The 24,337-nt window shown below is 69.7% G+C and carries 23 protein-coding genes; 12 read left to right on the top strand and 11 right to left on the bottom strand.

Going from position 1 to position 24,337, the window contains the following annotated elements; translation table 11 throughout:
- Positions 1 to 36: 36 nt before the first annotated feature.
- From nagB to ASE12_RS05285, 7 genes are all read right to left on the bottom strand, one after another.
- Positions 37 to 807 (bottom strand): glucosamine-6-phosphate deaminase, encoded by a 771-nt coding sequence (gene nagB, locus ASE12_RS05315; RefSeq protein ID WP_056397877.1) that lies wholly within the window; start codon positions 805 to 807, stop codon positions 37 to 39.
- Complete coding sequence (locus ASE12_RS05310; protein ID WP_056397874.1) at positions 795 to 1,727, bottom strand: ROK family protein; 933 nt, start codon at positions 1,725 to 1,727, stop codon at positions 795 to 797. Before ASE12_RS05310 ends, nagB begins: the two co-directional genes overlap by 13 nt.
- Entirely contained in the window at positions 1,724 to 3,160 is a 1,437-nt protein-coding gene (locus tag ASE12_RS05305; RefSeq protein WP_056397871.1) for a glycoside hydrolase family 3 protein, read from the bottom strand. Before ASE12_RS05305 ends, ASE12_RS05310 begins: the two co-directional genes overlap by 4 nt.
- Complete coding sequence (locus tag ASE12_RS05300; RefSeq protein ID WP_056397867.1) at positions 3,157 to 3,975, bottom strand: carbohydrate ABC transporter permease; 819 nt, start codon at positions 3,973 to 3,975, stop codon at positions 3,157 to 3,159. Before ASE12_RS05300 ends, ASE12_RS05305 begins: the two co-directional genes overlap by 4 nt.
- Positions 3,972 to 4,874 carry a carbohydrate ABC transporter permease gene (locus ASE12_RS05295; RefSeq protein WP_056397864.1) on the bottom strand — a complete coding sequence of 301 codons (903 nt, stop codon included), beginning with the start codon at positions 4,872 to 4,874 and terminating at the stop codon, positions 3,972 to 3,974. The genes ASE12_RS05300 and ASE12_RS05295 overlap by 4 nt, the downstream gene beginning before the upstream one ends.
- Before the next feature lie 112 nt (positions 4,875 to 4,986).
- Positions 4,987 to 6,240: an extracellular solute-binding protein gene (locus ASE12_RS05290; protein ID WP_056397861.1), complete on the bottom strand. Its 1,254-nt coding sequence runs from the start codon at positions 6,238 to 6,240 to the stop codon at positions 4,987 to 4,989.
- A 68-nt stretch (positions 6,241 to 6,308) separates the two neighbouring features.
- Positions 6,309 to 7,427: an ROK family transcriptional regulator gene (locus ASE12_RS05285; RefSeq protein WP_235508844.1), complete on the bottom strand. Its 1,119-nt coding sequence runs from the start codon at positions 7,425 to 7,427 to the stop codon at positions 6,309 to 6,311.
- Between the two features lie 190 nt (positions 7,428 to 7,617).
- On the opposite strand from ASE12_RS05285, the gene ASE12_RS05280 reads away from it, so the two are divergent.
- The 7 genes from ASE12_RS05280 (at position 7,618) to dusB (ending at position 14,436) form a co-directional block, all read left to right on the top strand.
- Positions 7,618 to 9,003 (top strand): glycine--tRNA ligase, encoded by a 1,386-nt coding sequence (locus ASE12_RS05280; protein WP_056397858.1) that lies wholly within the window; start codon positions 7,618 to 7,620, stop codon positions 9,001 to 9,003.
- Between the two features lie 25 nt (positions 9,004 to 9,028).
- On the top strand, positions 9,029 to 9,613 hold the full coding sequence (locus ASE12_RS05275) for a hypothetical protein (protein ID WP_157412818.1): 585 nt from the start codon (positions 9,029 to 9,031) through the stop codon (positions 9,611 to 9,613).
- An 80-nt stretch (positions 9,614 to 9,693) separates the two neighbouring features.
- The gene (locus tag ASE12_RS05270) at positions 9,694 to 10,611 is read left to right on the top strand and encodes an ABC transporter ATP-binding protein (protein WP_056397847.1); all 918 of its coding nucleotides are present in this window, start codon (positions 9,694 to 9,696) and stop codon (positions 10,609 to 10,611) included.
- Positions 10,608 to 11,387 carry an ABC transporter permease gene (locus ASE12_RS05265; RefSeq protein WP_056397845.1) on the top strand — a complete coding sequence of 260 codons (780 nt, stop codon included), beginning with the start codon at positions 10,608 to 10,610 and terminating at the stop codon, positions 11,385 to 11,387. Before ASE12_RS05270 ends, ASE12_RS05265 begins: the two co-directional genes overlap by 4 nt.
- A gap of 17 nt (positions 11,388 to 11,404) precedes the next feature.
- Positions 11,405 to 12,505: a sensor histidine kinase gene (locus ASE12_RS05260; RefSeq protein WP_200954966.1), complete on the top strand. Its 1,101-nt coding sequence runs from the start codon at positions 11,405 to 11,407 to the stop codon at positions 12,503 to 12,505.
- Positions 12,502 to 13,116, top strand: coding sequence for a response regulator transcription factor (locus ASE12_RS05255; RefSeq protein ID WP_056397840.1), 615 nt, complete (start codon positions 12,502 to 12,504; stop codon positions 13,114 to 13,116). Before ASE12_RS05260 ends, ASE12_RS05255 begins: the two co-directional genes overlap by 4 nt.
- Positions 13,117 to 13,284: 168 nt before the next feature.
- On the top strand, positions 13,285 to 14,436 hold the full coding sequence (dusB, locus tag ASE12_RS05250) for a tRNA dihydrouridine synthase DusB (protein WP_056397837.1): 1,152 nt from the start codon (positions 13,285 to 13,287) through the stop codon (positions 14,434 to 14,436).
- Positions 14,437 to 14,508: 72 nt separating this feature from the next.
- Here dusB and ASE12_RS05245 read toward each other — a convergent pair whose 3' ends face one another.
- Genes ASE12_RS05245 through ASE12_RS05230 form a run of 4 tightly spaced genes read right to left on the bottom strand, consistent with a single transcriptional unit; the run spans position 14,509 to position 18,413 of the window.
- The gene (locus ASE12_RS05245) at positions 14,509 to 15,822 is read right to left on the bottom strand and encodes a PH domain-containing protein (RefSeq protein ID WP_056397835.1); all 1,314 of its coding nucleotides are present in this window, start codon (positions 15,820 to 15,822) and stop codon (positions 14,509 to 14,511) included.
- On the bottom strand, positions 15,806 to 16,297 hold the full coding sequence (locus ASE12_RS05240) for a PH domain-containing protein (protein WP_056397832.1): 492 nt from the start codon (positions 16,295 to 16,297) through the stop codon (positions 15,806 to 15,808). Before ASE12_RS05240 ends, ASE12_RS05245 begins: the two co-directional genes overlap by 17 nt.
- A 57-nt stretch (positions 16,298 to 16,354) precedes the next feature.
- A complete protein-coding gene (locus ASE12_RS05235; protein ID WP_082582094.1) occupies positions 16,355 to 17,653 on the bottom strand; it encodes a PTS transporter subunit EIIC in 1,299 nt (432 codons plus the stop codon).
- 34 nt (positions 17,654 to 17,687) lie between these two features.
- Positions 17,688 to 18,413 carry a GntR family transcriptional regulator gene (locus ASE12_RS05230; protein WP_056397827.1) on the bottom strand — a complete coding sequence of 242 codons (726 nt, stop codon included), beginning with the start codon at positions 18,411 to 18,413 and terminating at the stop codon, positions 17,688 to 17,690.
- Between the two features lie 116 nt (positions 18,414 to 18,529).
- On the opposite strand from ASE12_RS05230, the gene nagA reads away from it, so the two are divergent.
- The 5 genes from nagA to smc all read left to right on the top strand — a co-directional run bounded on the left by nagA (position 18,530) and on the right by smc (position 24,336).
- Complete coding sequence (nagA, locus tag ASE12_RS05225; RefSeq protein ID WP_056397824.1) at positions 18,530 to 19,732, top strand: N-acetylglucosamine-6-phosphate deacetylase; 1,203 nt, start codon at positions 18,530 to 18,532, stop codon at positions 19,730 to 19,732.
- A 10-nt stretch (positions 19,733 to 19,742) separates the two neighbouring features.
- Positions 19,743 to 19,973: a glucose PTS transporter subunit EIIB gene (locus tag ASE12_RS05220; RefSeq protein WP_056397821.1), complete on the top strand. Its 231-nt coding sequence runs from the start codon at positions 19,743 to 19,745 to the stop codon at positions 19,971 to 19,973.
- Entirely contained in the window at positions 19,970 to 20,413 is a 444-nt protein-coding gene (locus ASE12_RS05215) for a PTS glucose transporter subunit IIA (RefSeq protein ID WP_056397819.1), read from the top strand. Before ASE12_RS05220 ends, ASE12_RS05215 begins: the two co-directional genes overlap by 4 nt.
- A gap of 115 nt (positions 20,414 to 20,528) precedes the next feature.
- The gene (locus tag ASE12_RS05210) at positions 20,529 to 20,729 is read left to right on the top strand and encodes a hypothetical protein (RefSeq protein WP_056207586.1); all 201 of its coding nucleotides are present in this window, start codon (positions 20,529 to 20,531) and stop codon (positions 20,727 to 20,729) included.
- 52 nt (positions 20,730 to 20,781) lie between these two features.
- Positions 20,782 to 24,336, top strand: a complete 3,555-nt coding sequence (gene smc / locus ASE12_RS05205; protein WP_056397817.1) for a chromosome segregation protein SMC — start codon at positions 20,782 to 20,784, stop codon at positions 24,334 to 24,336.
- Position 24,337 lies beyond the last annotated feature (1 nt).

Genomic DNA, 24,337 nt, shown 5'->3' with positions numbered 1-24,337 from the left:
GGACGTCCTTTCGACAAGCTCAAGGACCGGGCAGGCTCAGAACCGCTGCCAGTCGGGCTTGTTGTCCCACGCCTCGCGGTAGTAGTCGGCGAGCTGCAGGGTGGCCGCCGCGGCTTCGTCGACCACGACGGTCGCACGCGGGTGCAGCTGCAGGATCGAGGCGGGGCAGAACGCCGAGACCGGTCCCTCGACGGCGCTGGTGACCGCCGCCGCCTTGCCCGCTCCGGTGGCGATCAGCACGAGGTGCCCGGCGTCGAGGATCGTGCCGAGACCCTGCGTGATGACGTGACGCGGGACGTCGTCGATCGAGTCGAAGAAGCGCGCGTTGTCGACGCGGGTCTGGTGTGTCAGGGTCTTGACGCGCGTACGGGACGCCAGTGACGAGCCGGGCTCGTTGAAGCCGAGGTGGCCGTCCGTCCCGATGCCGAGCAGCTGCACGTCGACGCCACCGGCAGCCGTGATCGCGGCCTCGTAGCGAGCCGCTTCGGCCGGGATGTCCCGGGCCTCGCCGTCAGGGCCGTCGACGCGGTCCAAACCGGCTTCGTCGGTGAACTCGCGCCGGATGACCGAGTGGTACGACTCGGGGTGCTGGCGCGGCAGGCCGACGTACTCGTCGAGCAGGAACGCCCGGCACTCCGCCAGGCTCAGCACGCCCTCAGCGCGGCGACGGATCAGCTCGCGATAGACGGGCAACGGCGACGAGCCCGTGGCCAGCCCGAGGACCGCGCCAGGGCGTACGTGGCTGGCCACGATGTCGGCCACGAGGGTTCCGGCGGCCTCCTGGTCGGCGACGATCACGACCTCCACGACCGAACCTCCTCGTCTCCGGCGCCGAGCAGTGCGGCGCCGAGTGCGCCGGCGGGATGCCCGGCCGGCAACCACCGTACGCGGTCGGCCATGCCCGCCAGGCGGCCCAGCGACGTGTTCTCGTCGGCGCGCAGGCGGGCCAGGATCGCGTCGCGCAGGGCGGGCGTCGCCGAGACGACTCCGCCGGTCACGAGCACGCAGCTCACGTCGACGCTGTAGGCCAGCAACGTGATGGCCTGGGCGATGCCGGACGTCAGCTCGTCCCGGATGCGGGTGGCCTCGGCGTCCCCGCCGGCCGCGGCATCGAACAGCTCCGCTGCGGTGCCGGCCCACTGCCGGCGTACGCCACTGCCCGAGGCGTAGAGCTCGAGGCAGCCGCGGCGCCCGCAGGGGCACAGCGGACCGGTGGGGTCGTGGACGAGGTGGCCGATCTCGCCGGCCATGCCCTTGGAGCCGTGGCGCAGGCGACCGTCGAGGAGCAGCCCGGCGGCGATTCCGGTGCCGACGTTGAGCAGCGCGAGGTCGTCGATGTCCGAGCCTTGCTCGCGAAGCCACTGCAGACCGCCCAACGTCGCGGCCTTGACGTCGTTCTCCACCGACGTCGGTATGCCGCCGGCGCCCGACGAGACCGCCGTGGCGAGGTCCAGCGGATCGCCGTCGAGCCCGAGGTTGACGGCGTGGGTCACGGCACCGGCGTTGACGACGCCTGGCACGCCCAGCCCGATGCTGACGATCTCCGCGTCCGCCGGCAGCGCCGAACGCAGCGTAGTCACCATGTCGAGGGCTCCGCTGACGACGCCGTCAGGGCCCTTGCGGGTCGGATGCGTCGCCTCCGTGACGATGTCGTGCGGTTCTCCGGCAGCGACCGCGATGCCGTGCACGGTCGTGCCACCGATGTCGAGGCCGAGCCTGATCTTCATCGCGGGCCTCGCAGCGTCTCGGCGAGTGCCTCGGTGAGGACGGTGGCGGAGCCGTACGTGCGGACGACCCGGTCGTAGGCGTCGAGCGCCGGGTCGGGCCAGCCGAGCTCGACCAGCACCGTACGCGGGTTGGCCGCGATCTGAGCCTGGATCCACGCCCAGACGGCGGGGACGGCCGTGGCACGTCGCACCACGACGGCGACCTCGCCGTCGACCGGCTCGGTCCGTTCGAGGTCGTCGGCGGTGAGGCCGAGCCACGCGCCGCCGAGGTCCAAGTCGCCCCATGCGGTGTCGCCGACGGCGAGATTGGTGCCGGTGTCGATGCGTACGACGGTGGCGGGGCCATCGAAGCGCGCTGCGGTGGCGGTCACGGCTGTCGCGACCTGCGCGGCAGCGTGCCGAGCAGCCGCGACGACGTCGTGGGCGTCGTCGTGGATCGTGATGCCGCTCCATGTCTCGCGGAGCACGTCGACCCGCTTGGCTGCCTCGGCGAGCCTCGCGAGGGGCAGCTCACCGCCCTCGACGGCGCGGCACACCGCGTCCACCGCCTCCTCGATCGCCCGGGGGGACGAGGTCTGCTCGGGGCCGAGGCACAGCAGGTCGGCACCGGCGGCGAGCGAGAGCACGGCGGCGCCGCCGATGCCGTGCCTGGCACTGGCGCCGGCCATGTCGAGGGCATCGGTGACGATGACGCCGGCGAATCCCAGCTCGTCGCGCAGCAGCCCGGTCAGCACGGCGCGGCTGAGCGTCGCGGGCTGGTCGTCGTCGAACGCCTCCAGCAGCACGTGCGACGTCATGATCGTGGCTGCCTCGTCAACGACGGCCGTGAACGGGACCAGCTCGCGGGCGCGGAGCACGTCGGCGGACGCAGTGACGCGGGGGAGACCCAGATGGGAGTCGGTGCTCGTGTCGCCATGGCCAGGGAAGTGCTTGACAGAGGCGGCGACGCCCTGCGAGGCCAGCCCTGAGACGTACGCGGCGGTGTGCCGCGCCACGAGGTCCGGATCGGCGCCGAAGCTCCGGGTCCCGATCACCGGGTTGCGGGGGTCGCTGTTGATGTCGGCGCTGGGCGCGAGGTCCAGCCAGACGCCGGCGCGGGCCAGCTCGGCGCCGATGCCGGCGGCGATCGTCCGGGTCGCGGCGACGTCGTCGTACGCACCGAGGGCGGCGTTGCCCGGGTAGGGGCTGCCCTCGCGAGCGTGCAACCGCGTGACATCGCCGCCCTCCTCGTCGAGCGCGAGGACCGCGGACGGGTCGAGGTCGCGCACGGCGCGGGCCAGGTCGGCGATGTCGGCGCCGGGTGCCATGTTGTTTCCGTAGAGGCACACGCCCGCGAGCCCCTCGTCGTACGCGCCGGGGAGCCAGTCCGGCACCGTCGGCCCGGCGAACGCGCCGAGCATCACGCCGTACGCCAGTCGTCGTGCGTCGGTCATCCCTTGACCGCCCCGCCGACCATGCCCGAGGTCATCCGGTTCTGCACGATCATGAACAAGATGATGACGGGCGCCGCGACGAGCGTCGCACCGGCCATCACGGCGGGCCAGTCGACCGCCTCGTTGGACACGTCCGTCAGGCCCTTGAGCCACAGCGGCAGGGTCCGGTTGGACGGGTCCATGACGACGACCGCGAGCGTGTACTCGTTCCACGCCTGCAGGAAGCCGTAGACGCTGCTGGCCACCAGCCCGGGCGCGAGCAGGGGGAACGTGATCGTGAAGAACGCCCGCGTGCGGCTGCATCCGTCGGTCATCGCGGCTTCCTCGAGGTCGATCGGGATGCCGTCGACGAACCCGCGCAGCATCCAGACCGTGAACGGCAGGATCAAGGCGGTGTAGAGCAGGCCCAGGCCCAGGACGCTGTTGAGCAGGCCCCAGTCGTTGAGCATCTTGTACTGGGAGATGAACAGCGCCTCGGGCGGAATCATCTGGATCGCCAGGACCGTGAAGATGAACGAACGCCGCCCGCGGAACCGGAACCGGGAGATCGCCACCGCCGCGACGAACCCGCAGAGCACCGCCGCGACGATCGCGAGGAGGGTGACGGTCAGGCTGAGCTTGAGCGAGTCGACGAACGAGTCGTCGAAGACCCGGCCGAAGCCGGACGCGCTGAAGTCGGGCAGGAACGACGGGTTGGGGGAGCGGAGCGCCTCGACGGGCTGGAACGCACTGTTGGCGATCCAGTAGACCGGGAACGCCCAGATCACGGCGAGGACGATCGCGACGGCGCCCCACAGGCGGGCTCGGGCGTTCATCGGGGTTCCTCCTTGAGCAGTGACCACACGTAGCGGAAGGTCAGGACCAGCGTCAGGACCAGGACGAACATGGCCATCGCGGACGCGGAGCCGTAGTCGTTCTGCCCGATGCCGAGCGAGTAGATGTAGGTGCCGAGCAGGTGCGTCTCGCTCGGGGTGCCGCCGACGTTCTGCAGGAAGTTGATCTGTGCGAACACCCGCAGGTCCCAGACGATCTGCAGCAGCGCGACGATCGTCAGCACGGGCTTGATCGTGGGATAGACGATGTGGCGGAACCGCTGGATCGCGGTGGCCCCGTCGAGATGGCTCGCCTCGAGCGTCTCCTCGGAGACCTGGGTCAGTGCCGCGTACGCCGTGAAGGCGACGAACGGCACGCTCATCCAGATGATGATGACGCTGGCGACGAAGAAGAACGAGAGCGGGTCGATCAGCCAGTTGTGGCCGTCGAAGCTGGCGAAGCCGAGCTTGCGGAGCGACCAGTTGACCAGGCCGTAGCGGGTGTCGAACAGCCACTGCCACGCGGTCATCGCGGCGATGACCGGCATGGCCCAGGCGAGCAGCATGCTGATCTGCAGGATCAGGCGCGGCGCGGTCGCGACGCGCTTCATGAGGACCGCGATCAAGGTGCCGACGACCATCGTGATCGCGGCGTTGACGAAGCAGAACGCCAGCGACCGGGCGATGACGGTCCACATCGTGCGGTCCGTGACGAGCTCGCGGTAGTTGTCGAGGCCGACCCACGGTGCCGGCTGGCCGAACTGCTGGGCGCGACCGAACTCGTGGAACGACAGCATGAGCTGACGGCCCAGCGGGTAGGCCATGCCGACGACGAGCACGAGGATCGCAGGGACGAGCAGGGCGTACGGTCCGGCCTTGCTCCTCAAGCGGGTGCTGCTCATGGTGCCCCCTCCCTTCCTGATCATCGTCGTGACGCACGCGCTGAGCCTGACGTTTCTGCTGTGGTTCCTCGGCGTGTTGCCGCAAAAACGTCAGGCTCAGCGGGTGGTGGGGCTACTTGTTGAGTGCTGCGTTGAGCTTGTCGTCGGTGGCCTTGGCCGCTGCTGCGACGTCGTCGCCACTGGCGATCTTGCCGAAGAACTCCTCCATGATGCTGGCGCTCTCGACCGAGGCCCACTCCGGCGACGCCGGCGTCAGCTTGGAGTTGCTCGCCGCCGCGACCGCCGCCTTGGCGAACTCGTCGTCACCCATGAGGCCGGTGAACTTGTCGTTGGCCGGGCCCAGGCCGTTCTTGGCCAGCTGCTGCTGGAACTCGTCGCTGTAGATCAGCTTGAGCAGGTCGAACGACAGGTCCTGGTTCTTGGACTTCGCCGAGATTCCGAGGTTCGAGCCACCGGCGAACACGGGTGCCGCGCCGCCGTCGGTGCCCGGGAGGGCGAAGCCGCCGAGGTCGGCCGCCTTCTTCTTGTCGACGCTCCAGCGGGCCCAGCTCGGCGCCATGAACATCGCGGCCTCGCCGTTGTTGAACGCGGTCCAGGGCTCGGCGTCCTTGCCGTCCTTGGGTGCCGTGGTCGCCTTCTCGTACAGGCCCTGCAGCTCGGTCAGGCCCTTGATGCTCTCGGGCGACGAGAGGGTGGCGACCCACTTGCCGTCCTCCTGCTTGGCGATGTCGCCACCGTTGGCGAAGATCCAGCTGATGCCGTTGCGCCAGTCCTGGCCCGGGAGCCAGAAGCCGGAGAACTTGTCGTTGCCCTCGGCCTTGAGCTTCGTGGCGGCGTCGTTGAACTCGGCCAGCGTCGTCGGCACCGCGATGCCGGCGTCCTTGAACGCCTTCTTGCTGTAGAAGATGTAGCGCGAGCCCCAGTAGTAGGGGACGGCCGAGACCTTGCCGTCGTACGTGCCGGCCTCGACGAAGCTCTTGGGCCCGATGTTGTCGCCGAGCTGGTCGAGCTTGTCGGTCAGGTCCGTGAACGCGCCGACGCTCGTGAACGTCGCGGCCTGCGTGTTGCCGACCTCGACGACGTCAGGCGTCTTGTCGCTCTGCAGGGCCGTGTTGAGGCGGGGGATGAGCTCACCCCAGTCGATGTGCTGGACCTTGAGGTTCTTGCCCTTGTGCTGTGCGGCGAACTCCTTGACGAGCCACGCCTCGACCTTCGGCGGCGTGTCGGCCTTGCCGGCGAGCCACAAGGTCACGGTGTCGGACCCGCCCTCGGCCTTGTCGCCGTCGCTGCTGCCACCGCAGGCGGCGAGTGCGGTCAGCGCGAGGGCGGATGCCGCCGCCGCTGCCGCGAACTTGGTGAGCTTCATGGTTGTCCTCTTTCGAATCGTTCCTGGTCGTACGTGATGGAGTTCGTCGATCAACCGGTCAAGGCAGGTCACACCACCCCTAGCTCGCGGTAGCGCACCAACGCTGCCGCGCCCGTGAGCACGAGCTCGTCGTCGAGCGGGGCCAGTCGGATCTGGACGCGCTGGGCGACGAAAGGAAGGGTCTGGTGGGCCAGCGCGCTGCGCACGGCGTCGAGGAGTGCGCCTTCGAGGAGCTCGGCCGGGCCGTAGAGCACGACGTCGGCGATCCCGAGCGTGGTCACGACGGGGGTCAGGACGGAGGCCAGCCGCGTGCCGACCTCGGCGCGCGCCGCGTCGTCGTCGAGCTGGCGAAGCGCGGGGGCGGCGAGGAACGTCTCGAGGCAGCCACGGTTGCCGCACGCGCACTGCCGGCCGTCCGGATCGACGACGACGTGGCCGATCTCGCCGGCGGACTGCAGGGGACCGGAGAGCGCCCGGCCGTCGATCATGACGCCGCCGCCGACACCTTGGCCGATCGTCAGCAGCAGGAGGCCGCCGTCGTCACCGGCACCGAACGCGCTCTCGGCGACGGCTGCGACGTTGGCGTCGTTGCCGGCGTGGACCGGAAGGCCGATCGCCGTCGACAGCTGGCCGGCGAGGTCGAGATCGGTCCAGCCGAGGTTGGGCGCGAGGACGACGGTGCCGTCGGCGTCGACGATGCCCGGCGTCCCGATGCCGACGCCGAGGATGCGGCGGCTCGTGGCGTCGCGCAGGCGGATCGCCAGGTCGGAGATGACCGAGAGGTCGTCACCGCGTACGAACGGCACCTGCTCGCGAGCCAGGATGTGCCCGTCGAGGTCGACGACGCCACCGGACAGCTGGCCGTCGGCCGAGAGGTCGAGCGCGATCGTGACCGGTGCGTCCTCCGAGATGCCGACCAGCGTCGCGGGCTTGCCCATGTGGGTGCCGGGGCGGGTGCCCAGCTCGCTGACGAAACCCTCCTCGATGAGCTCGGCCACGAGGTCGGAGATCGTGACGCGGGTCAGCGACGTCTCCCGAGCGAGGTCGGCACGGCTGCGGGCGCCCTCGTCGACGAGCTGCTGGAGGATCAGTGCGCGGTGGTGCCGCCGGGTGTCGGCGGGGCGTACCTTGCCGACGGGTCGGCGGCCTGCGGTGCTGCGCGTACGAGCCTCATTGATCTGGGTCACATAGTTAATAAAGCGTACTAACAAAGTCTGGGTCAAGGGATTCCGGTGACAAATGCGTAAATTGATCGATCGGCGCCCGGCGCCGGGCGTGAACGGGCACCCGACTAAAGTGGGTCGGACCCTCGGGCGTACGTCATCACGATGACGTGCACAGGCCCGCCGACACCCAGCCGGATTGGAAACACCTCCCATGGCATCGACCGTCGACAACGTCATCAGCCTCAGCAAGCGCCGCGGCTTCGTCTACCAGTGCGGGGAGATCTACGGCGGCACCAAGTCCGCCTGGGACTACGGCCCGCTCGGTGTCGAGCTCAAGGACAACATCAAGCGCCAGTGGTGGCGTTCGATGGTCCAGGGCCGCGACGACGTCGTGGGGCTCGACTCGTCGGTGATCCTGCCGACGCCGGTCTGGAACGCCTCCGGCCACCTCGCCGCGTTCGTCGACCCCCTCGTGGAGTGCCGGCACTGCCACAACCGCTTCCGTCAGGACCACCTGCAGGAGTCGTACGCCGAGAAGAAGGGCATCGACGACCCCGACACCGTCACGATGGACCTGATCGCGTGCCCCAACTGCGGCACCCGTGGCGAGTGGACCGAGCCGCGCATGTTCAACGGCCTGCTCAAGACCTTCCTCGGCCCGGTCGAGTCCGAGGAGAACCTGCACTACCTGCGCCCCGAGACTGCGCAGGGCATCTTCATCAACTTCGCGCAGGTCATGACCACGTCGCGCAAGAAGCCCCCGTTCGGCATCGGCCAGATCGGCAAGAGCTTCCGCAACGAGATCACGCCCGGCAACTTCATCTTCCGCACCCGCGAGTTCGAGCAGATGGAGATGGAGTTCTTCGTCGAACCGGGCACCGACGAGGAGTGGCACGAGACCTGGATCAAGACGCGCATGGACTGGTACACCGGGCTGGGCATCAACCCGGACAACTTGCGGCTCTACGAGCACGCGCAGGAGAAGCTCTCGCACTACTCCAAGCGCACCGTCGACATCGAGTACCGCTTCGAGTTCGCCGGCTCCACGTGGGGCGAGCTCGAGGGCATCGCCAACCGCACCGACTTCGACCTCAAGACGCACAGCGAGCACTCGGGCAAGGACCTGACCTACTTCGACCAGCCCAACAACGAGCGCTGGACGCCGTACGTCATCGAGCCTGCGGCAGGGGTCAACCGCTCGATGATGGCGTTCCTGATCGACGCGTACGTCGAGGAGCAGGTGCCCAACACCAAGGGCGGCACCGACACGCGCACGCTGCTGAAGCTCGATCCGCGGCTGGCACCGGTCAAGGCCGCCGTGCTGCCGCTGTCGCGCAACGAGGACCTGTCGCCCAAGGCGCGGGCCCTCGCAGCCGAGCTTCGGGGGTTCTGGAACGTCGACTTCGACGACGCGCAGGCGATCGGCAAGCGCTATCGCCGGCAGGACGAGATCGGCACGCCGTACTGCATCACGGTCGACTTCGACACGCTCGACGACCAGGCGGTGACGATCCGCGAGCGCGACTCCATGACGCAGGAGCGCATCGCGCTCGACCAGGTGACGTCGTGGCTCGCGGCGCGTCTGCCGGGCTGCTGATCCACTCGTGGGCGACAATCGGCGCGTGAAGCCATTCAGGATCGTGCCGGCTGTCGTGGCACTTGCGCTCGTCGCTGCGTGCGGAGGGTCGTCGGACGGCGGCAAGAAGTCCGACGAGGTGCCGGTGCCCAAGGGGTTCGAGGTGCCCAAGGGCGTCACGCTCACCAAGGGCGGCACGACGTTGACCGAGGACAAGCCCGCCAGCGTGGTCTACCAGGTGGGCGACAAGGCGGCCAGTGCCATCACCGTGACGATCGCGGCGGTGCGCAAGGGCTCGATCAAGCGGGACTTCGCGTTCTTCTCGCTCGATGCCGCGACCAAGGCCTCGTCGCCGTTCTACGTCGACGTGACGGTCAAGAACGAGGGACCGGCCGGCCTCGGTGGCGCCGCGTTGCCGATCTTCGCCCACGACTCCAGCAACACGAACCTGCCGGCCAACCAGATCGTCGGCAACTTCAAGCCCTGCAAGAACTCGACCCTGCCCAAGAGCTTCCTGCCCGGTGCGACCGCCAAGCTGTGCCTGGTCTACCTGGTGCCCAAGGGCAAGGCCCTCGTGTCGGTCGACCTGCAGACCGGTTCGACCAAGGACGCCATCACTTGGACGCCGTAGGTCCACACGTGACACCTGTCATGGTCACGTCGTGACCTAACGATCAGGGTGCGCCGCCGTCGGGGCAGCAGAGTGAGGGCATGAACTCTTCCACTCCTGCCGTCAGCATCGATGGCGTCGTCAAGAGGTTCGGGGCGGTCACCGCTGTTGACGGTCTGAGCCTGCAGATCCAGCCCGGCGAGGTGGTGGCCTTCCTCGGCCCCAACGGTGCCGGCAAGACCACGACCGTCGACATGATCCTCGGCCTGTCGCACCCGACGGAGGGCACGGTCGAGATCTTCGGCGGCGATGCCCGCAAGGCGGTCGCCTTGGGCCGGGTCGCCGCGGTCATGCAGACCGGCGGGCTGCTCAAGGACTTCACGGTCCGCGAGACCGTCGAGCTGACGGCGTCGCTCTTCAGGCCGTCCCGCCCGGTCGACGAGGTGCTCGACCGCGCAGGCATCCTCGACATCGGCGACCGCATGGTCGGCAAGGCGTCGGGAGGTCAGCAGCAGCGCCTGCGCTTCGCCCTGGCCCTGCTCTCGGACCCCGACCTGCTGATCCTCGACGAGCCGACGACCGGCATGGACGTGCAGGGCCGCCGTGACTTCTGGGCGGCGATCCGGTCCGACGCGGCCCGTGGACGTACGACGGTCTTCGCGACGCACTACCTCGAGGAGGCCGACGCGTACGCCGACCGCATCGTGCTCGTCCGCAAGGGCAGGATCGTTGCCGATGGCACGGCCGCCGAGATCAAGGCCCTGTCGGCCGGTCGTACGGTCAGGGCGACCTGGCACGCCCCCGACACCGACGCGGTCGCGAAGGTCGAGGGCGTCGAGTCGATCGACGTCCGCGGCGAGTCGGTGCTGATCCACGGCTCCGACAGCGACGCGATCGCGCGCTACCTGCTCAACCACACCACCGCGTGTGACCTCGAAATCACCTCTCGCAACCTCGAAGAGGCGTTCGTCGCGCTGACCGGCGACGACGCCCTCACTCCTGAAGGAGCCGTCGCATGAGCATCGCAGCCGAGACCCGACGCATCCCACCGTTCGGCGGCTTCTCGCCGCGCTTTTACACCCTCGAGCTCAAGCGCATGCTGCGCAACAAGCGCTCGATGATCTTCACGCTCATCGCGCCGAGCGCGTTCTTCCTGCTGTTCGGCTCGGACGCCTCCTACCGGAGCGAACGAGTCGGCCACGGCAACACCACGGCCTACATCATGGTCAGCATGGCCGTGTACGGCGCGATGATCGCGACGACCGCTGGCGGCGCGATGGTTGCCACGGAGCGGGCCCTCGGCTGGAGCCGGCAGCTGCGGCTGACGCCGCTGAAGCCCGTGGCGTACGTCGCCGTCAAGGTGCTTGTCGCCATGACGATGGGTGCGGCCGCGATCCTGGCCGTGTTCGTGGTCGGCAACCTGCGCGGCGCCGACCTGCCGCTCTGGCGCCTGGTGCTCTGCGGTCTGATCGGCTGGGGGTGCACCTTGGTGTTCGCCGCGTTCGGCCTCTTCATGGGCTACCTGGTCCCGAGCGAGAACGTCATGCAGCTGCTCGGCCCGTCGCTCGCGCTGCTCGCGCTGGCCGGTGGGCTGTTCACCCCGCTGGACAACTTCAGCCAGGGGTTCCAGGACTTCGCGAAGTTCACCCCGGCGTACGGAGTGGGCGTGCTGTCGAGGGCGCCGTTCGGCTCGGACGGCAACGTGGGGCTCGCGGTGCTCAACATCGCCGTCTGGACCGCGATCTTCGTGGGCGGCGCGGCGTGGCGGATGAGCAAGGACACGCAGCGAGTCTGATGACTAGCCTTGGCTCCGTGGCCACACACGACACCGACCCCCAGGACCGCGCCCGCTTCGGGCGGCTCCTGGGGGCCGGCATCTGGTTGTTCTTCCTCGGCAACCCCTTGGGTGCCCTGTTCAGGAACGACAACCAGCTCGAGCGCTACGGCGGTCTGATCGCGCTGGTCGTCTTCGTCCCGGTCTACCTCTACGGGCTGGGGCAGATCCCGCGGTTCCACATCGAGCAGCGGTACGTCGTTGCCTGGACCTACATCTCGGTCCTGCTGGCCTGCTTCGCCGTCACGGTTCCCGGAGCCGGCGACCAGTCGATGACGTGCCTGGTGTTCATCGCGGCACTGGCGGTCGCGATCCTGCCCAAGTGGCAGGCGTTGGCGGTCGTCGTCATCCTGTTCGGCGCGATCACTGCAGCTGGCTTCGCGGTCGAGGGCTGGTCCGCGCACGGCAACAACTTCGCCGTGCTCCTGGCTGCGGCAGCCGTGTGGTCGTTCCGGCTCGCGTGGCAGCGGCAGGCCAAGCTCATGGCGGCCGAGCAGGACCTGTCCGAGCTCGCGGTCCAGGAGGAGCGCGCTCGCATCGCCCGTGACCTGCACGACATCCTCGGTCACTCGCTGACCGTCATCTCGGTGAAGGCCGAGCTCGCGGAGCGCCTGTTCGACGACGATCCCGTGAGGGCACGCGCCGAGCTCGAGGACCTGCAACGGCTGTCCCGTGACGCGCTGGCAGACGTACGCTCGACCGCGCAGGGCATTCGCGGGATATCGCTCCCCGGCGAGATCGCTTCGGCACGCATGGCGCTGGAGTCGGCCGGCATCGAGCCGCTGCTGCCGACCGTCGCCGACGAGGTCCCGTCGCGGTGGCGCGAGCTGTTCGCCTGGACGCTGCGCGAGGGCGTCACCAACGTCATCCGGCACAGCCAGGCATCCCGGTGCGAGGTCGAGCTCGATGCGGAGCGCATACGCGTGACCGATGACGGCCGCGCGCCCTGCCCCGATGACGGCAGCGGCAACGGGCTCGAGGGTCTGCGCCAGCGCGCGAGACTTGCCGGCGCGACCGTGACGACGAGCACCGGCCCGGGCGAACGCGGCTTCTCGTTGACGGTCTCGGTGCCGGCATGATCCGCCTGCTGCTGGCCGACGACCAGGCGCTCGTCCGCGGCGCGTTGGCCGCGTTGCTCCAGCTCGAGGACGACCTCGAGGTCGTGGCTGAGGTCGCGCGTGGCGACGAGGTCGTCGAGGCCGCGCTGGAGAGCAAGCCCGATGTCGCCCTGCTCGACGTCGAGATGCCCGGCATCGACGGGTTGGCGGCCGCTCGCCTGTTGCGCGACGCCGTGCCGACGTGCCGCGTCCTGATGGTCACGACGTTCGGACGGCCCGGCTACCTCAAGCAGGCGATGTCGGCCGGCGCGAGCGGCTTCGTCGTCAAGGACACGCCTGCCCGGCAGCTCGCGGACGCCGTCCGACGAGTGCACAGCGGACTCCGCGTCGTCGATCCGACGCTTGCGGCCGAGTCGCTGACGCAGGGTGACTCGCCGCTGACGGATCGCGAGGCGGACGTCCTGCAAGCCGCCCGGAGCGGGGGCACGGTCGCCGCGATCGCCGCGACCCTGTTCCTGTCGGAGGGCACGGTGCGCAACCACCTCTCGAGTGCGATCGGCAAGACCGGCGCCCGTACGCGCGCCGAAGCCGTACGCGTCGCCGTCGACAACGGCTGGCTCCTGCCGCACTAGCCGCTTGGGGCGGTGACATAGTCGCCCATCACGTCACGGGTCGGTGCATCACTCGCCCATACATACGTCTGATGGGCGACCAGCTCACCGCTCCCGGGGCTGATGGGCGACCAGCTCACCGCTCCCGGGGCTGATGGGCGACCAGGTCACCGCCGCGAGCCTGAGACAATGGGGGACATGTCCACCGCCACGCTGCCGCGCACTCTTCGGCTCGGAGACCTCGAGGTCCCCAACCCCGTCGTGCTCGCCCCGATGGCCGGTGTCACGAACGCGGCGTTCCGCCAGCTCTGCGCCGAGCAGGGCGCCGGCCTGTACGTCTGCGAGATGATCACGTCGCGCGGCATCGTCGAGGGTGACAGGACGAGCCTGTCGATGCTGACCTTCGCCGCCAACGAGACGTTCCGATCCGTGCAGCTCTACGGCGTCGACCCCGACACGATCGGCCGGGCCGTCGAGATCCTGTGCGCCGACCACGGGGTCGACCACGTCGACCTCAACTTCGGCTGCCCGGTCCCCAAGGTCACCCGCAAGGGCGGGGGAGCGGCGCTGCCGTGGAAGGACACGCTCCTCGGCGAGATCCTGCAGGCCTCGGTCGCGGCGGCGAGCCCCTACGGCGTACCCGTCACGATGAAGACCCGCAAGGGCATCGACGACGACCACCTGACCTACCTCGACGCCGGCCGCATCGCGCAGGACACCGGGTGTGCCGCGATCGCGCTGCACGGTCGCACCGCGGTGCAGCACTACTCCGGCCGCGCCGACTGGGACTCGATCGCCGAGCTCAAGGCAGCGGTCGACATCCCCGTGCTCGGCAACGGCGACATCTGGGAGGCCGCCGACGCGATCCGCATGGTCGAGGAGACCGGCTGCGACGGCGTGGTCGTCGGCCGCGGCTGTCTCGGCCGGCCGTGGTTGTTCCGCGACCTCGCTGCGGCGTTCGCCGGCGAGCAGGTCGTCGAGCTGCCTCGCCTCGGTGAGGTCGCCGCGGTGATGCGCCGGCACGCCGAGCTGCTCGGCGACCTGATGGGTGAGGAGCGCGGCTGCATCGAGTTCCGCAAGCACATCGCCTGGTACCTCAAGGGCTTCGCCGCCGGCAAGGACGTACGCAGCCGGCTCGGCATGGTCTCGTCGTACGCCGACCTCGACGAGCTGCTCGGGCGCCTCGACCCGACCGAGCCCTACCCGCTCGACGAGCTCGGCACACCGCGAGGACGTCAGGGCACCCCCAAGAAGGTGTCGGTCCCTGACGGTTGGCTCGACTCTCGCGACATGGTCGCGCCGATCGACCCCGACGCCGAGGACGGCACCTCCGGTGGCTGAACAGCCCAGATGTGGCGGCAGAGCCCCGTGAAGCGGGCTGTGCCGCGTGGATCTGCGGCCAAATCTCGGCGGTTAGCTCCTGGCGGCGCGGGCACGGGCGAGCTGCGCCAGCACGACGGCCCGTGCGTCGGCGGCATCGAGGTTGCGACCATCGGCGTCGACGGGCCCCTGCGGGGTGTGCACCTCGACCGTCGCGAGTCGCCGCCGGCGCTGCAGCGGTCCCTGCCGCAGCTCGACGGACTGCGTCTTGTGGTGCGGCACGATGCTGGTCGTACGTTCGACCCAGCCCTCGCGCGCGACGAACGTACGCTCGTTGGCGCCGACCCAGCGGTAGCGCCAGCCGATCGGGGCGAAGGGGCGCGAGCGACGCGGCGCAGCAATGTGCGGCACGTCGGTGTCCGAGCCGGGAATCAGCTCGGCGATGACGGCGTCGGCAAGGGCGCGGTCGGCGATCGGCAGCAGGATCGACGACGAGTCGACCCCCTCGTCGTTCCCGTGCGCGGCATAGCCCGCGACGTCGACCTCGAGCCGCAGCCAGCCGAACCTGCGCCAGACGAACGGCTCCTTGATCGCGATGCCCTGCACCCGCGCGTACGGGATGGTCTGCGAGGTGCGCGACAACAGCCCGCGCTCGATCCGCAGACCACCGTCACCGCGGGAGAGCGTGAACTCCCACTGCTGCAGGATCCGCTTGGCGATGATCTGCGCGAGCCAGGTGCCGAGCGGGATGATGCCACCGAGTGCGACCACGAGCTGGCCGAACCAGATCGCGCCCGCGATCAGGGCGATCGACCCGACCGCGGCGAACAGGAAGTCCAGCGACAGCACCGTGCCGATCATGACGCGCTCGGGTGAGACGACCGTGATGACGCTGCGTTGCTCCTCGACCGGGGCGTCGTCCGGCGAGGTGCCGTGCGCCCGCGCGAGCAGCACCCGGCGCAGGTCGCGCGCATCGGTGAGCTTGAGGAATCGGAGCGAGGTCCGCGAGTCCTTGCCGCCGGCCATCTCGATCCGCAGCTCGGCGAGGCCGAAGACGCGGGCGACGAGAGGCTCCGCGATGTCGACCGACTGGATGCGCTCGTACGGGATGCGGCGCGACGCCTTGGTGATGATGCCGCTGTTGATCCGCAGCTCGGTGCCGTCGATGACGTAGCGGGTGAATCGCCAGCTCAGGAAGCCGAACACCATGCCCACGACGAGACCGCCGCCGAGAGAGATGAGCAGGCTGAGGAACGCATTCATGTCCCCCCAGCCGTCGCCGGTGAAGATCGAGCTGATCAGGCCGACCGACGCGGCGGCAGCCCAGAGGGCGCCCTGGACGACCGACGTCAGGGGGTGCGTGCGGACGCCGACCGTCTCTGGCCGGACGTCAGACCCCGGCGCCATGTGCCTCACCGAGCTCGGTCAGCCGGTTGCGCAGCCGCGTGGCCTCCGCGGCGGGCAGGCCCGGGATGTCTGCGGCGGTCTCTGCGCTCGCGGTGTGCAGCGTGACGGTGGCGACGCCGTACGCCCTCGCGAGCGGTCCGGCCTCGACGTCGACGAACTGCATGCGGCCGTAGGGAATCGCGACGAGTCGCTTGAACATGACGCCGCGGGTCACGAGCAGGTCGTCGGCGTTCTCGGCATAGCCCCAGCTGCGCTGGTTGCGCCCGGCCCACGCCCAGCCCCACGCCCCGCCGCCGACGGCGAGCACGACGAGCACGCCGCCGATCCACTGGAGGTCCGTGAGCACGAGCAGCAGCACAACGCCGATGACCACCAGCAAGCCCGCGGGGACCAGGATCAGGATGCGCCGGATCGTGGCGAGCCTGGGCGAGATGCGCTGCCAGTCGCCCGACGGGGGAGTGAAGAGATCGTCCACATCGCGACCCTACGCGGAGCGCCCGCCGTGCGCGTGCACGGCGGGCGCTCCGGTCGGTCAGGTTGTCGCCGGTGGTGCCGACGTGCTTGGCCCAGTGCTGGTGGCGGGGCGGTCCATCGGCTGGTCGATGAGACCCGCCATCGACGACGACTCCTCGCCCTCCTCCTCGCGACCGGGCGTCCGCAGGTTCCACCTGCGGATCACGAACCGGAACAGGAAGTAGTAGACGAGGGCGTAGCCGATCCCGATCACGATCAACAGACCCGGCTTGGTCGCGATGCCCCAGTTCAGGGCGAAGTCGAACAGGCCTGCCGAGAATCCGAAACCGTCGTGGATGTCCAAGGCGTTGGTGAGCGCGATCGACGTGCCGGTCAGCAGGGCGTGGATCACGTAGAGCGGCCAGGCGATGAACATGAACGAGAACTCGAGAGGCTCGGTCACGCCGGTCAGGAAGCTGGTCAGCGCGGCGCCGATCATGATGCCGCCGACGGCCTTCTTCTGGGCCGGCTTGGCCTCCTGCCAGATCGCCAGCGCAGCGGCCGGCAGGGCGAACATCATGATGGGGAAGAAGCCGGTCATGAACGATCCGGCGTCGGGATCCCCGTGCAGGAAGCGCTGGATGTCTCCGGCGTACGTCACGCCGCCGGTCTTGTACTCGCCGAACAGGAACCACGGGCCGGAGTTCAGGATGTGGTGCAGGCCCAGCGGGACCAGCAACCGGTTGAGCGTCCCGTAGACGAATCCGCCGATGACGTCGTTGTCGGCGGTCCAGTCGGAAACGTTCCGGAGCCCTTCGTTGAACCACGGGTAGACCAGGCTGAACAGCACCGAGAGGATGATCGCCGCGAGGGCCGTGATCATCGGGACGAAGCGTCGGCCGCCGAAGAAGGCGAGGTATTCAGGAAGCTTGATCCGGTAGTAGCGCTGCCAGAGCAGGCCCGCCGTGATGCCCATGACGATGCCGCCCAGGACGCCGTAGTTGACCAGCTCCTGCGGGGCTCCCTTGGCGGGTGGATCGAGGACGAGTGGTGAGAGGGCGTCGCCGACGCCCTTGAACACGAGGTAGCCGACGACGGCGGCCAGCGCGGTCGAGCCGTCGGCCTTCTTGGCCATGCCGATGGCAACGCCGACGGCGAACAGCAGTGGCAGGTTGGCGAACAGCGCGTTGCCGGCAGCGCCGAGCACCGTCGCGACCTTGACCCATCCCCAGCCGTCAGCGCCGAGGGTGTCGGCCTGGCCGAGGCGGAGCAACAAGGCCGCTGCTGGCAGGGCAGCGATCGGCAGCATCAGGCTGCGGCCGAACTTTTGTAGGGGAGCGAGGTTGAAGCCTCGCCGTCCCGCTGTCGTGCTGGTCATCTGAATTCCCCTCAGTGTTGGTGGTGCTTCGGACTCAACGTGCTGACGGGCCTCGTTGGAGGCTCATCGACAACTGGTAGCGATCGCCGCGATAGCGGCTGATGGTCTGCTCGACCGGTCCTTCGTTGGACGAGCCGACACGGTCGAAGACCATGACCGGTGCGGTCTCGGCGACCTCGAGCAGGTGCGCGTACGCGTGACCGGCCTGCTCGGCCCACGTGGTCTGGTGGGCGTCGGTGATCACGAGGCCGTACGTCGCCTCGAGGATCGCGTAGATCGAGCCGCTGAGGTCCTCGTCGCCGAGCGCGGGGAAGAGCGACTCCGGGTACCAGCTGACCTCGTGAGCCATCGGCTCGTCGTCGGCCAGTCTCAGGCGCTCGATCTCCCAGACGGACTCGCCCGGGCTGAGGCCGAGGGCTTTGGCGGTCGCCTCGACGGCTCCGACCACGGCAGCTGACAACACCTCGGTGCTCGGCCGGTGGCCGCGCTGCCGCATGTCCTGGGTGAACGAGGCGAGGTGCAGGTTGCTCTCGACGCGGGGGCGGGTCACGACGGTGCCACGGCCCGGCACGGTCGTCAGCCGGCCTTCGTTGACCAGGCTGCTGATCGCGGCCCGCACGGTGGCCCGGCTGACGTCGTAGCGGGTCGTGAGGTCACGCTCGGACGGGATCATCGCGCCGGGCTGCAGGTCCTCCTCGATCGTCTTGAGGAGCGCAGCGCGGAGCTGTACGTGCTTCGGCAGCAGGCCGTCGTTCAGCATCCACAACTCCCTCGACGAGCGTCCGAACCGCTGGTACGATCCGGTACGTACCAGTGAGGATGGATGGGTATCGCCCGGTATGTCAACCCCTACGCAGACGAATCGAGGCACCAACGGTGACGACGCTCGTACACGCTCAGCGACTCGTCGGGCTGCCCGATGACGAGTCCGGCGAGGGCTGGATCGAGATCGACGACGACCGCATCCTCGGCGCCGGCCGCGGTGCTCCGTCGCGTACGCCCGACCTCGTGCTCGACGGTGGGATCCTCGCCCCGGGCCTGATCGACGCGCAGATCAACGGGGCGTTCTCGGTCGACTTCGCCGACGCCGATGCCGACGAGGTCCGCGACGTGGCGGTGCGGATGCTGGCGACCGGCGTCACGGCCATGGTGCCGACGTTCATCACCGCGACGGTGGACCAGCTCGTGGAGCAGGTCAGCCGCTACGACGCGGCCCGCGCGACGAGCAACGACGCGGGCGGCGCGACCCGGCTGCTCGCCGCACACGTCGAGGGACCGTTCCTGTCGCCGCGGCGCCGTGGCGCCCACCGCGAGGCGCTGCTCGTCGATCCCACGCCTGAGCGCATCGCGCCGTTGATCGGGCTGCGCGACGCGATCTCGTACGTGACGCTGGCGCCGGAGCGCGAGGGCGCCCTCGAGGCGATCAAAACGTTCGTGGCTGCCGGCATCAGGGTCGCCGTGGGCCACAGCGACGCCACCGTCGACCAGGTCAGCGCCGCCGCCGATGCCGGTGCCACGCTCGTGACGCATCTCTACAACGCGCAGAGCCCGTTCCACCACCGTGCACCCGGCGTCGTCGGCGCGGCGCTCACCGATCCCCGGCTGACGGTCGGGATGATCGTCGACGCGCACCACGTCGAACCTGCAGCCGTACGCCTGGCGTTCGCGGCGGCCGCCGGTCGAGTCATGCTCGTGACCGACGCCGTGGCAGCCCTCGGCATGCCACCTGGGGTCTACGAGCTCGGCGGTGACCAGCTCGAGGTGACGGCGGGCCAGCCCGCCCTCCGCGCCGACGGCACGATCGCCGGCGCCGCCGAGCCGCTGGATGCCGACCTCGGCCACGCCACCGCGTTCGGCATCGGCCTGGTCGACGCGATTCGCGCCGCGACCCGCACTCCGGCGGACGCGCTCGGGGTCACCGATCTCGGGCGGATCGAGGCGGGAGCGCGGGCGGACCTCGTGCTCCTGGGCGACGACCTGCGAGCCCGTGCGACCTGGTTGGGCGGAACGCGCGTGTGGTTCGCCGATGACACGATCCACGAAGGACCGGACGCCACCGTGGCGTCCGGGCAGCTCTAGGAGGATTCCCATGGTCACAGCCGAAGAGATCGTCGCGGGACTCGGCGGTCGCGCCAACATCGTCGAGATCGAGCCGTGCATCACCCGCCTGCGCACCGAGGTCGAGGACGCGTCGCTCGTCGACCAGGCTGCACTCAAGGCGGCCGGGGCGTACGGCGTCGTCGTCTCGGGCAACGTCGTCCAGGTCGTCGTCGGTCCCGTGGCGGACACGCTCGCGAGCGACATCGAGGACCTCGATTGAGCGCGGTGCTGGCACCGGTCGCCGGCACCGTCGTCGCACTCGCCGACGTGCCCGATCCGGTCTTCGCCCAGCAGATCGTCGGCTCGGGCATCGCGATCGATCCCGAGCGGGCCGAGTCGACCGTCGTCGCGCCTGCTGACGGACGCCTGCTCAAGCTCCATCCGCATGCGTTCGTGCTCCTCACCGGCGAGGGCAAGGGCCTGCTCGTGCACCTCGGCATCGACACGGTGCAGCTCGAGGGTGCGGGGTTCGAGCTGCTGGCCGCCGAGGGCGACGAGGTGACGGCCGGCACGCCGATCGTGCGCTGGAATCCTGCGGAGATCGAGGCCGGTGGACGCTCACCGATCGTGCCGGTGGTAGTGATGGACTCGGCACCTGACAGCGTCCGGGCGAACGCCACCGGGACCGTACGCGTGGGCGATGAGATCTTCGCTGTCTGAGGGCTGTGAACGGGTGCCTCGAAGTTGACCCGAATGGGCTGCGGTGGGAGACTGGCAGACGCAGATCAGCCTCATCTGCCCCTTCCCCTCAGTTCCATTTCCGCGGAGATTCCTCATGGCCAAAGCACTCATCGGCTACATCGGAGGCCCCACCTCCGACCAGCTGCGCGAAACCGCCGCACTCCACCGTCGCATCGCCGACCTCGAGGCCGAGATCATGCGCCTCAAGGTCGAGAACGACGGCCTGCTCCGGACCATCCGTGAGCGTGTCGACAACGTGACCGCCGGCGACTTGATGGAGCCTGCCGCTCACTGAAGTCCCAGCGGTCTAGTCTGACCCCAACCGGTCGTCGTCGTAGGAGTCAGCGTTGTACCTCAAGAGCCTCACGTTGCGTGGGTTCAAGTCCTTTGCGTCCTCGACGACTCTCCAGCTGGAGCCCGGCATCACGTGTGTCGTCGGGCCCAACGGATCAGGCAAGTCCAACGTCGTCGACGCCCTGTCGTGGGTCATGGGCGAGCAGGGCGCCAAGTCGCTGCGCGGCGGCAAGATGGAGGACGTCATCTTCGCCGGCACGTCCGGCCGTCCGCCCCTGGGTCGCGCTGAGGTCGTCCTCACGATCGACAACACCGACGGTGCGCTCCCGATCGAGTACACCGAGGTCACGATCTCGCGGACGATGTTCCGCAACGGCGGCTCCGAGTACGCCATCAACGGCAACACCTGCCGGCTCCTCGACGTCCAGGAGCTGTTGAGCGACTCCGGCATCGGCCGCGAGATGCACGTGATCGTCGGTCAGGGCCAGCTCGACGGTGTCCTGCGCGCGACCCCCGAGGAGCGCCGCGGCTTCATCGAAGAGGCTGCGGGCGTCCTCAAGCACCGCAAGCGCAAGGAGAAGGCGCTCCGCAAGCTCGACGCGACCCAGGGCAACCTGACCCGGCTCAACGACGTGCTGACCGAGCTGCGCCGTCAGCTCAAGCCCTTGGGCCGGCAGGCCGAAGTCGCCCGTCGCGCTGCCGTGATCCAGGCCGAGGTCCGTGACGCGCGGGCGCGCATCCTCGCCGACGACATCGTCAGCGCCCGCTCGGTGATCGCCGAGGAGCTCGCCGACGAGACCGCGCTCAAGGAGCGCCGCCAGGCCGTCGAGCAGGCGATTGCCGCCGCCCGCGAGCAGGAGACCGAGCTCGAGGACCAGCTCCGCGAGGACTCGCCGCGCCTGTCCGCGGCCCAGGAGACCTGGTACAGCCTCTCCGGCCTGCGTGAACGCATCCGCGGCACGGCTGGCCTGGCCAACGAGCGCGTACGCCTTGCCGCCGTCGAGGCGGAGGACCGTCGGGTCGGCCGGGAGCCCGAGGAGCTCGAGGCAGACGCTCGCCGGGCCCAGGAGCAGCTCGAGCAGCTCAGCGCCGGCGTGACCCAGGCGACCGAGGCGCTCGAGGCCGTCATCGCCGAGCGCAACGAGGCCGAGGCCGCCTACACCGCCGAGGAGCGCCGGGTCGCCGGCCTCCTGCGCGCCGCGGCCGACCAGCGCGAGGGTCTCGCCCGCCTGCACGGCCAGGTCAACGCGCTCAAGAGCCGCGCGACGGCCGCCGGCGAGGAGATCGGCCGGCTCACCGCCGCGCGTGAAGAGGCCGAGAACCGCGCCGTCGAGGCGCACCGCGAGTTCACCAACCTCGAGAACCAGATCGCCGGGCTCAACGCAGGGGAGTCCGGGCTCGACGAGGAGCTCGAGGCAGCCGAGGACGGGCTCGCCGAGATCACCGAGCACCTCGCCTCGTTGTCGACCCAGACCCAGGAGGCCGAGCGCCAGCAAGCCGCGTTCGCTGCCCGCAAGGAGGCCCTCGAGCTCGGCCTGGCCCGCAAGGACGGCGCCGGCGCTCTGCTCGCGGCGACCGACGAGATCAGCGGCTTGCTGGGCTCGGTCGCCGCACTGTTGACCGTACGCGCGGGGTTCGAGACCGCGATCGCCTCGGCACTGGGATCGGCCGCCGACGCGGTCGCCGTCGACCACCTCGACACCGCCGTCTCGGCGATGGAGAAGCTCAAGTCCGAGGACCTCGGCCGCGCCGGCATGCTGCTCGGCGGCGGCGAGGTCGACGACTCGACGTGGCCCGGGCTGCCCGACTACGCGACCTACGCGATCGACACCGTCGACGGACCCGCACCGCTTCAGGGTGCGCTGCGCCGTCTGCTCTTCAAGGTCGCCGTCGTGGACAGCCTCGAGCAGGCCCAGGAGCTGATCCGGCACGCACCTGACGTCACGGCCGTGACCCGCGACGGCGACGTCCTCGGCGCGCACTTCGCCGCAGGCGGATCGACGTCCAAGCAGAGCCTGATCGAGGTCCAGGCTGCGATCACGCAGGCCGAGAACGACCTCGAGCGCGCCCAGCACACGCTCGAACGACTGAGGTTCGAGCACGAGGCCGCCGACGCCAAGCGCGTCGTCGCCCAGGAGCGCGTCGACGCCGCCCTCGGCCGGCTGCACGAGTCCGATGCCACGATGGCCGCCGTCGCCGAGAACCTCGGCCACCTCGGCGCCACCGCTCGTGCCGCACGCGGTGAGGCAGACCGGCTGGCCGCCGCGATCGCCAAGGCCGAGGAGTCGCAGGCCGGTGACCTGTCCGGACTCGCCGAGCTCGAGGACCGGCTCGCCCAGGCCGAGGCCGCGCCAGAGGAGGAGCCCGACACGGCGCTGCTCGAGGAGTTGGCCGACAAGGCATCGGGCGCCCGCCGGGCCGAGACCGACGCCCGACTCGCCCTGCGTACGAACGAAGAGCGCGCCAGGGCGCTCGAGGGTCAGGTCACCGCGTTGTTCGAGGCCGCCGAGGCCGAGCGCGAGGCGAGAGTCAAGGCCAAGGAACGGCGTGAACGGCAGCTCCGTGAGGCCGAGACCGCCAAGGCGGTGATCCTCGCGAGCGACCAGGTGCTGGCGCGTCTGGAGCAGTCGATCGCACAGGCCGCCGCACTGCGCGCCGAGATCGAGGCCTCCCGCACCGGTCGTGAGGAAACCCTCCGCACCGTTCGTGTGCAGCTGCGCGAGCAGATCGCCGAGCTCGACGGCCTCACCGACTCGGTGCACAAGGACGAGATGGCACGCGCCGAGATGCGATTGCGACTCGAAGGGCTCGAAGGCCGCGCGCTCGAGGAGCTCGGCCTCGAGGTCGAGACCCTGGTCGCCGACTACGGGCCGGACCAGCTCGTGCCGCCCATCACCGTGGAGGGCGAGGACGACTCGTTGCCCGCGGAGCCGATCCCGTACGAGCGCGAGGCCCAGGTCAAGCGCCTGCGCAACGCGGAGCGGTCGATGGCGATGCTCGGCAAGGTCAACCCGCTGGCTCTCGAGGAGTTCACCGCGCTCGAGGAGCGCCACCAGTTCCTGTCCGAGCAGCTCGACGACCTGCGCAAGACCCGGCAGGACCTGCTCGAGATCGTCGAGGAGGTCGACGCCAAGGTCGAGCAGGTCTTCACAGAGGCCTGGTACGACGTGGAGCGCGAGTTCCAGGACGTGTTCTCCCGGCTCTTCCCTGGCGGCGAGGGCTCGCTGATCCTCACCGATCCGCAGAACATGCTGACGACCGGCATCGACGTCGAGGCCCGCCCGCCCGGCAAGAAGGTCAAGCGGCTGTCGCTGCTGTCCGGCGGCGAGCGGTCCCTGGTCGCGGTCGCGTTCCTCGTCGCGCTGTTCAAGGCGCGCCCCAGCCCGTTCTACATCCTCGACGAGGTCGAGGCCGCGCTCGACGACGCCAACCTCGGCCGGTTGCTCGACCTCTACGAGGAGCTGCGCGCCAACTCCCAGCTCATCGTCATCACGCACCAGAAGCGCACGATGGAGGTCGCGGACGCGCTCTACGGCGTCTCGATGCGGGGCGACGGCGTCTCGGCGGTCATCAGCCAGCGCCTGCGCGAGGAAGAGACCGCCTCTTGAG

Source organism: Aeromicrobium sp. Root236 (assembly GCF_001428805.1).
Lineage (GTDB): Bacteria > Actinomycetota > Actinomycetes > Propionibacteriales > Nocardioidaceae > Aeromicrobium.
The sequence above is the reverse complement of the archived record's forward strand: the minus strand, read 5'-3'. Positions and strand labels throughout refer to the sequence as shown.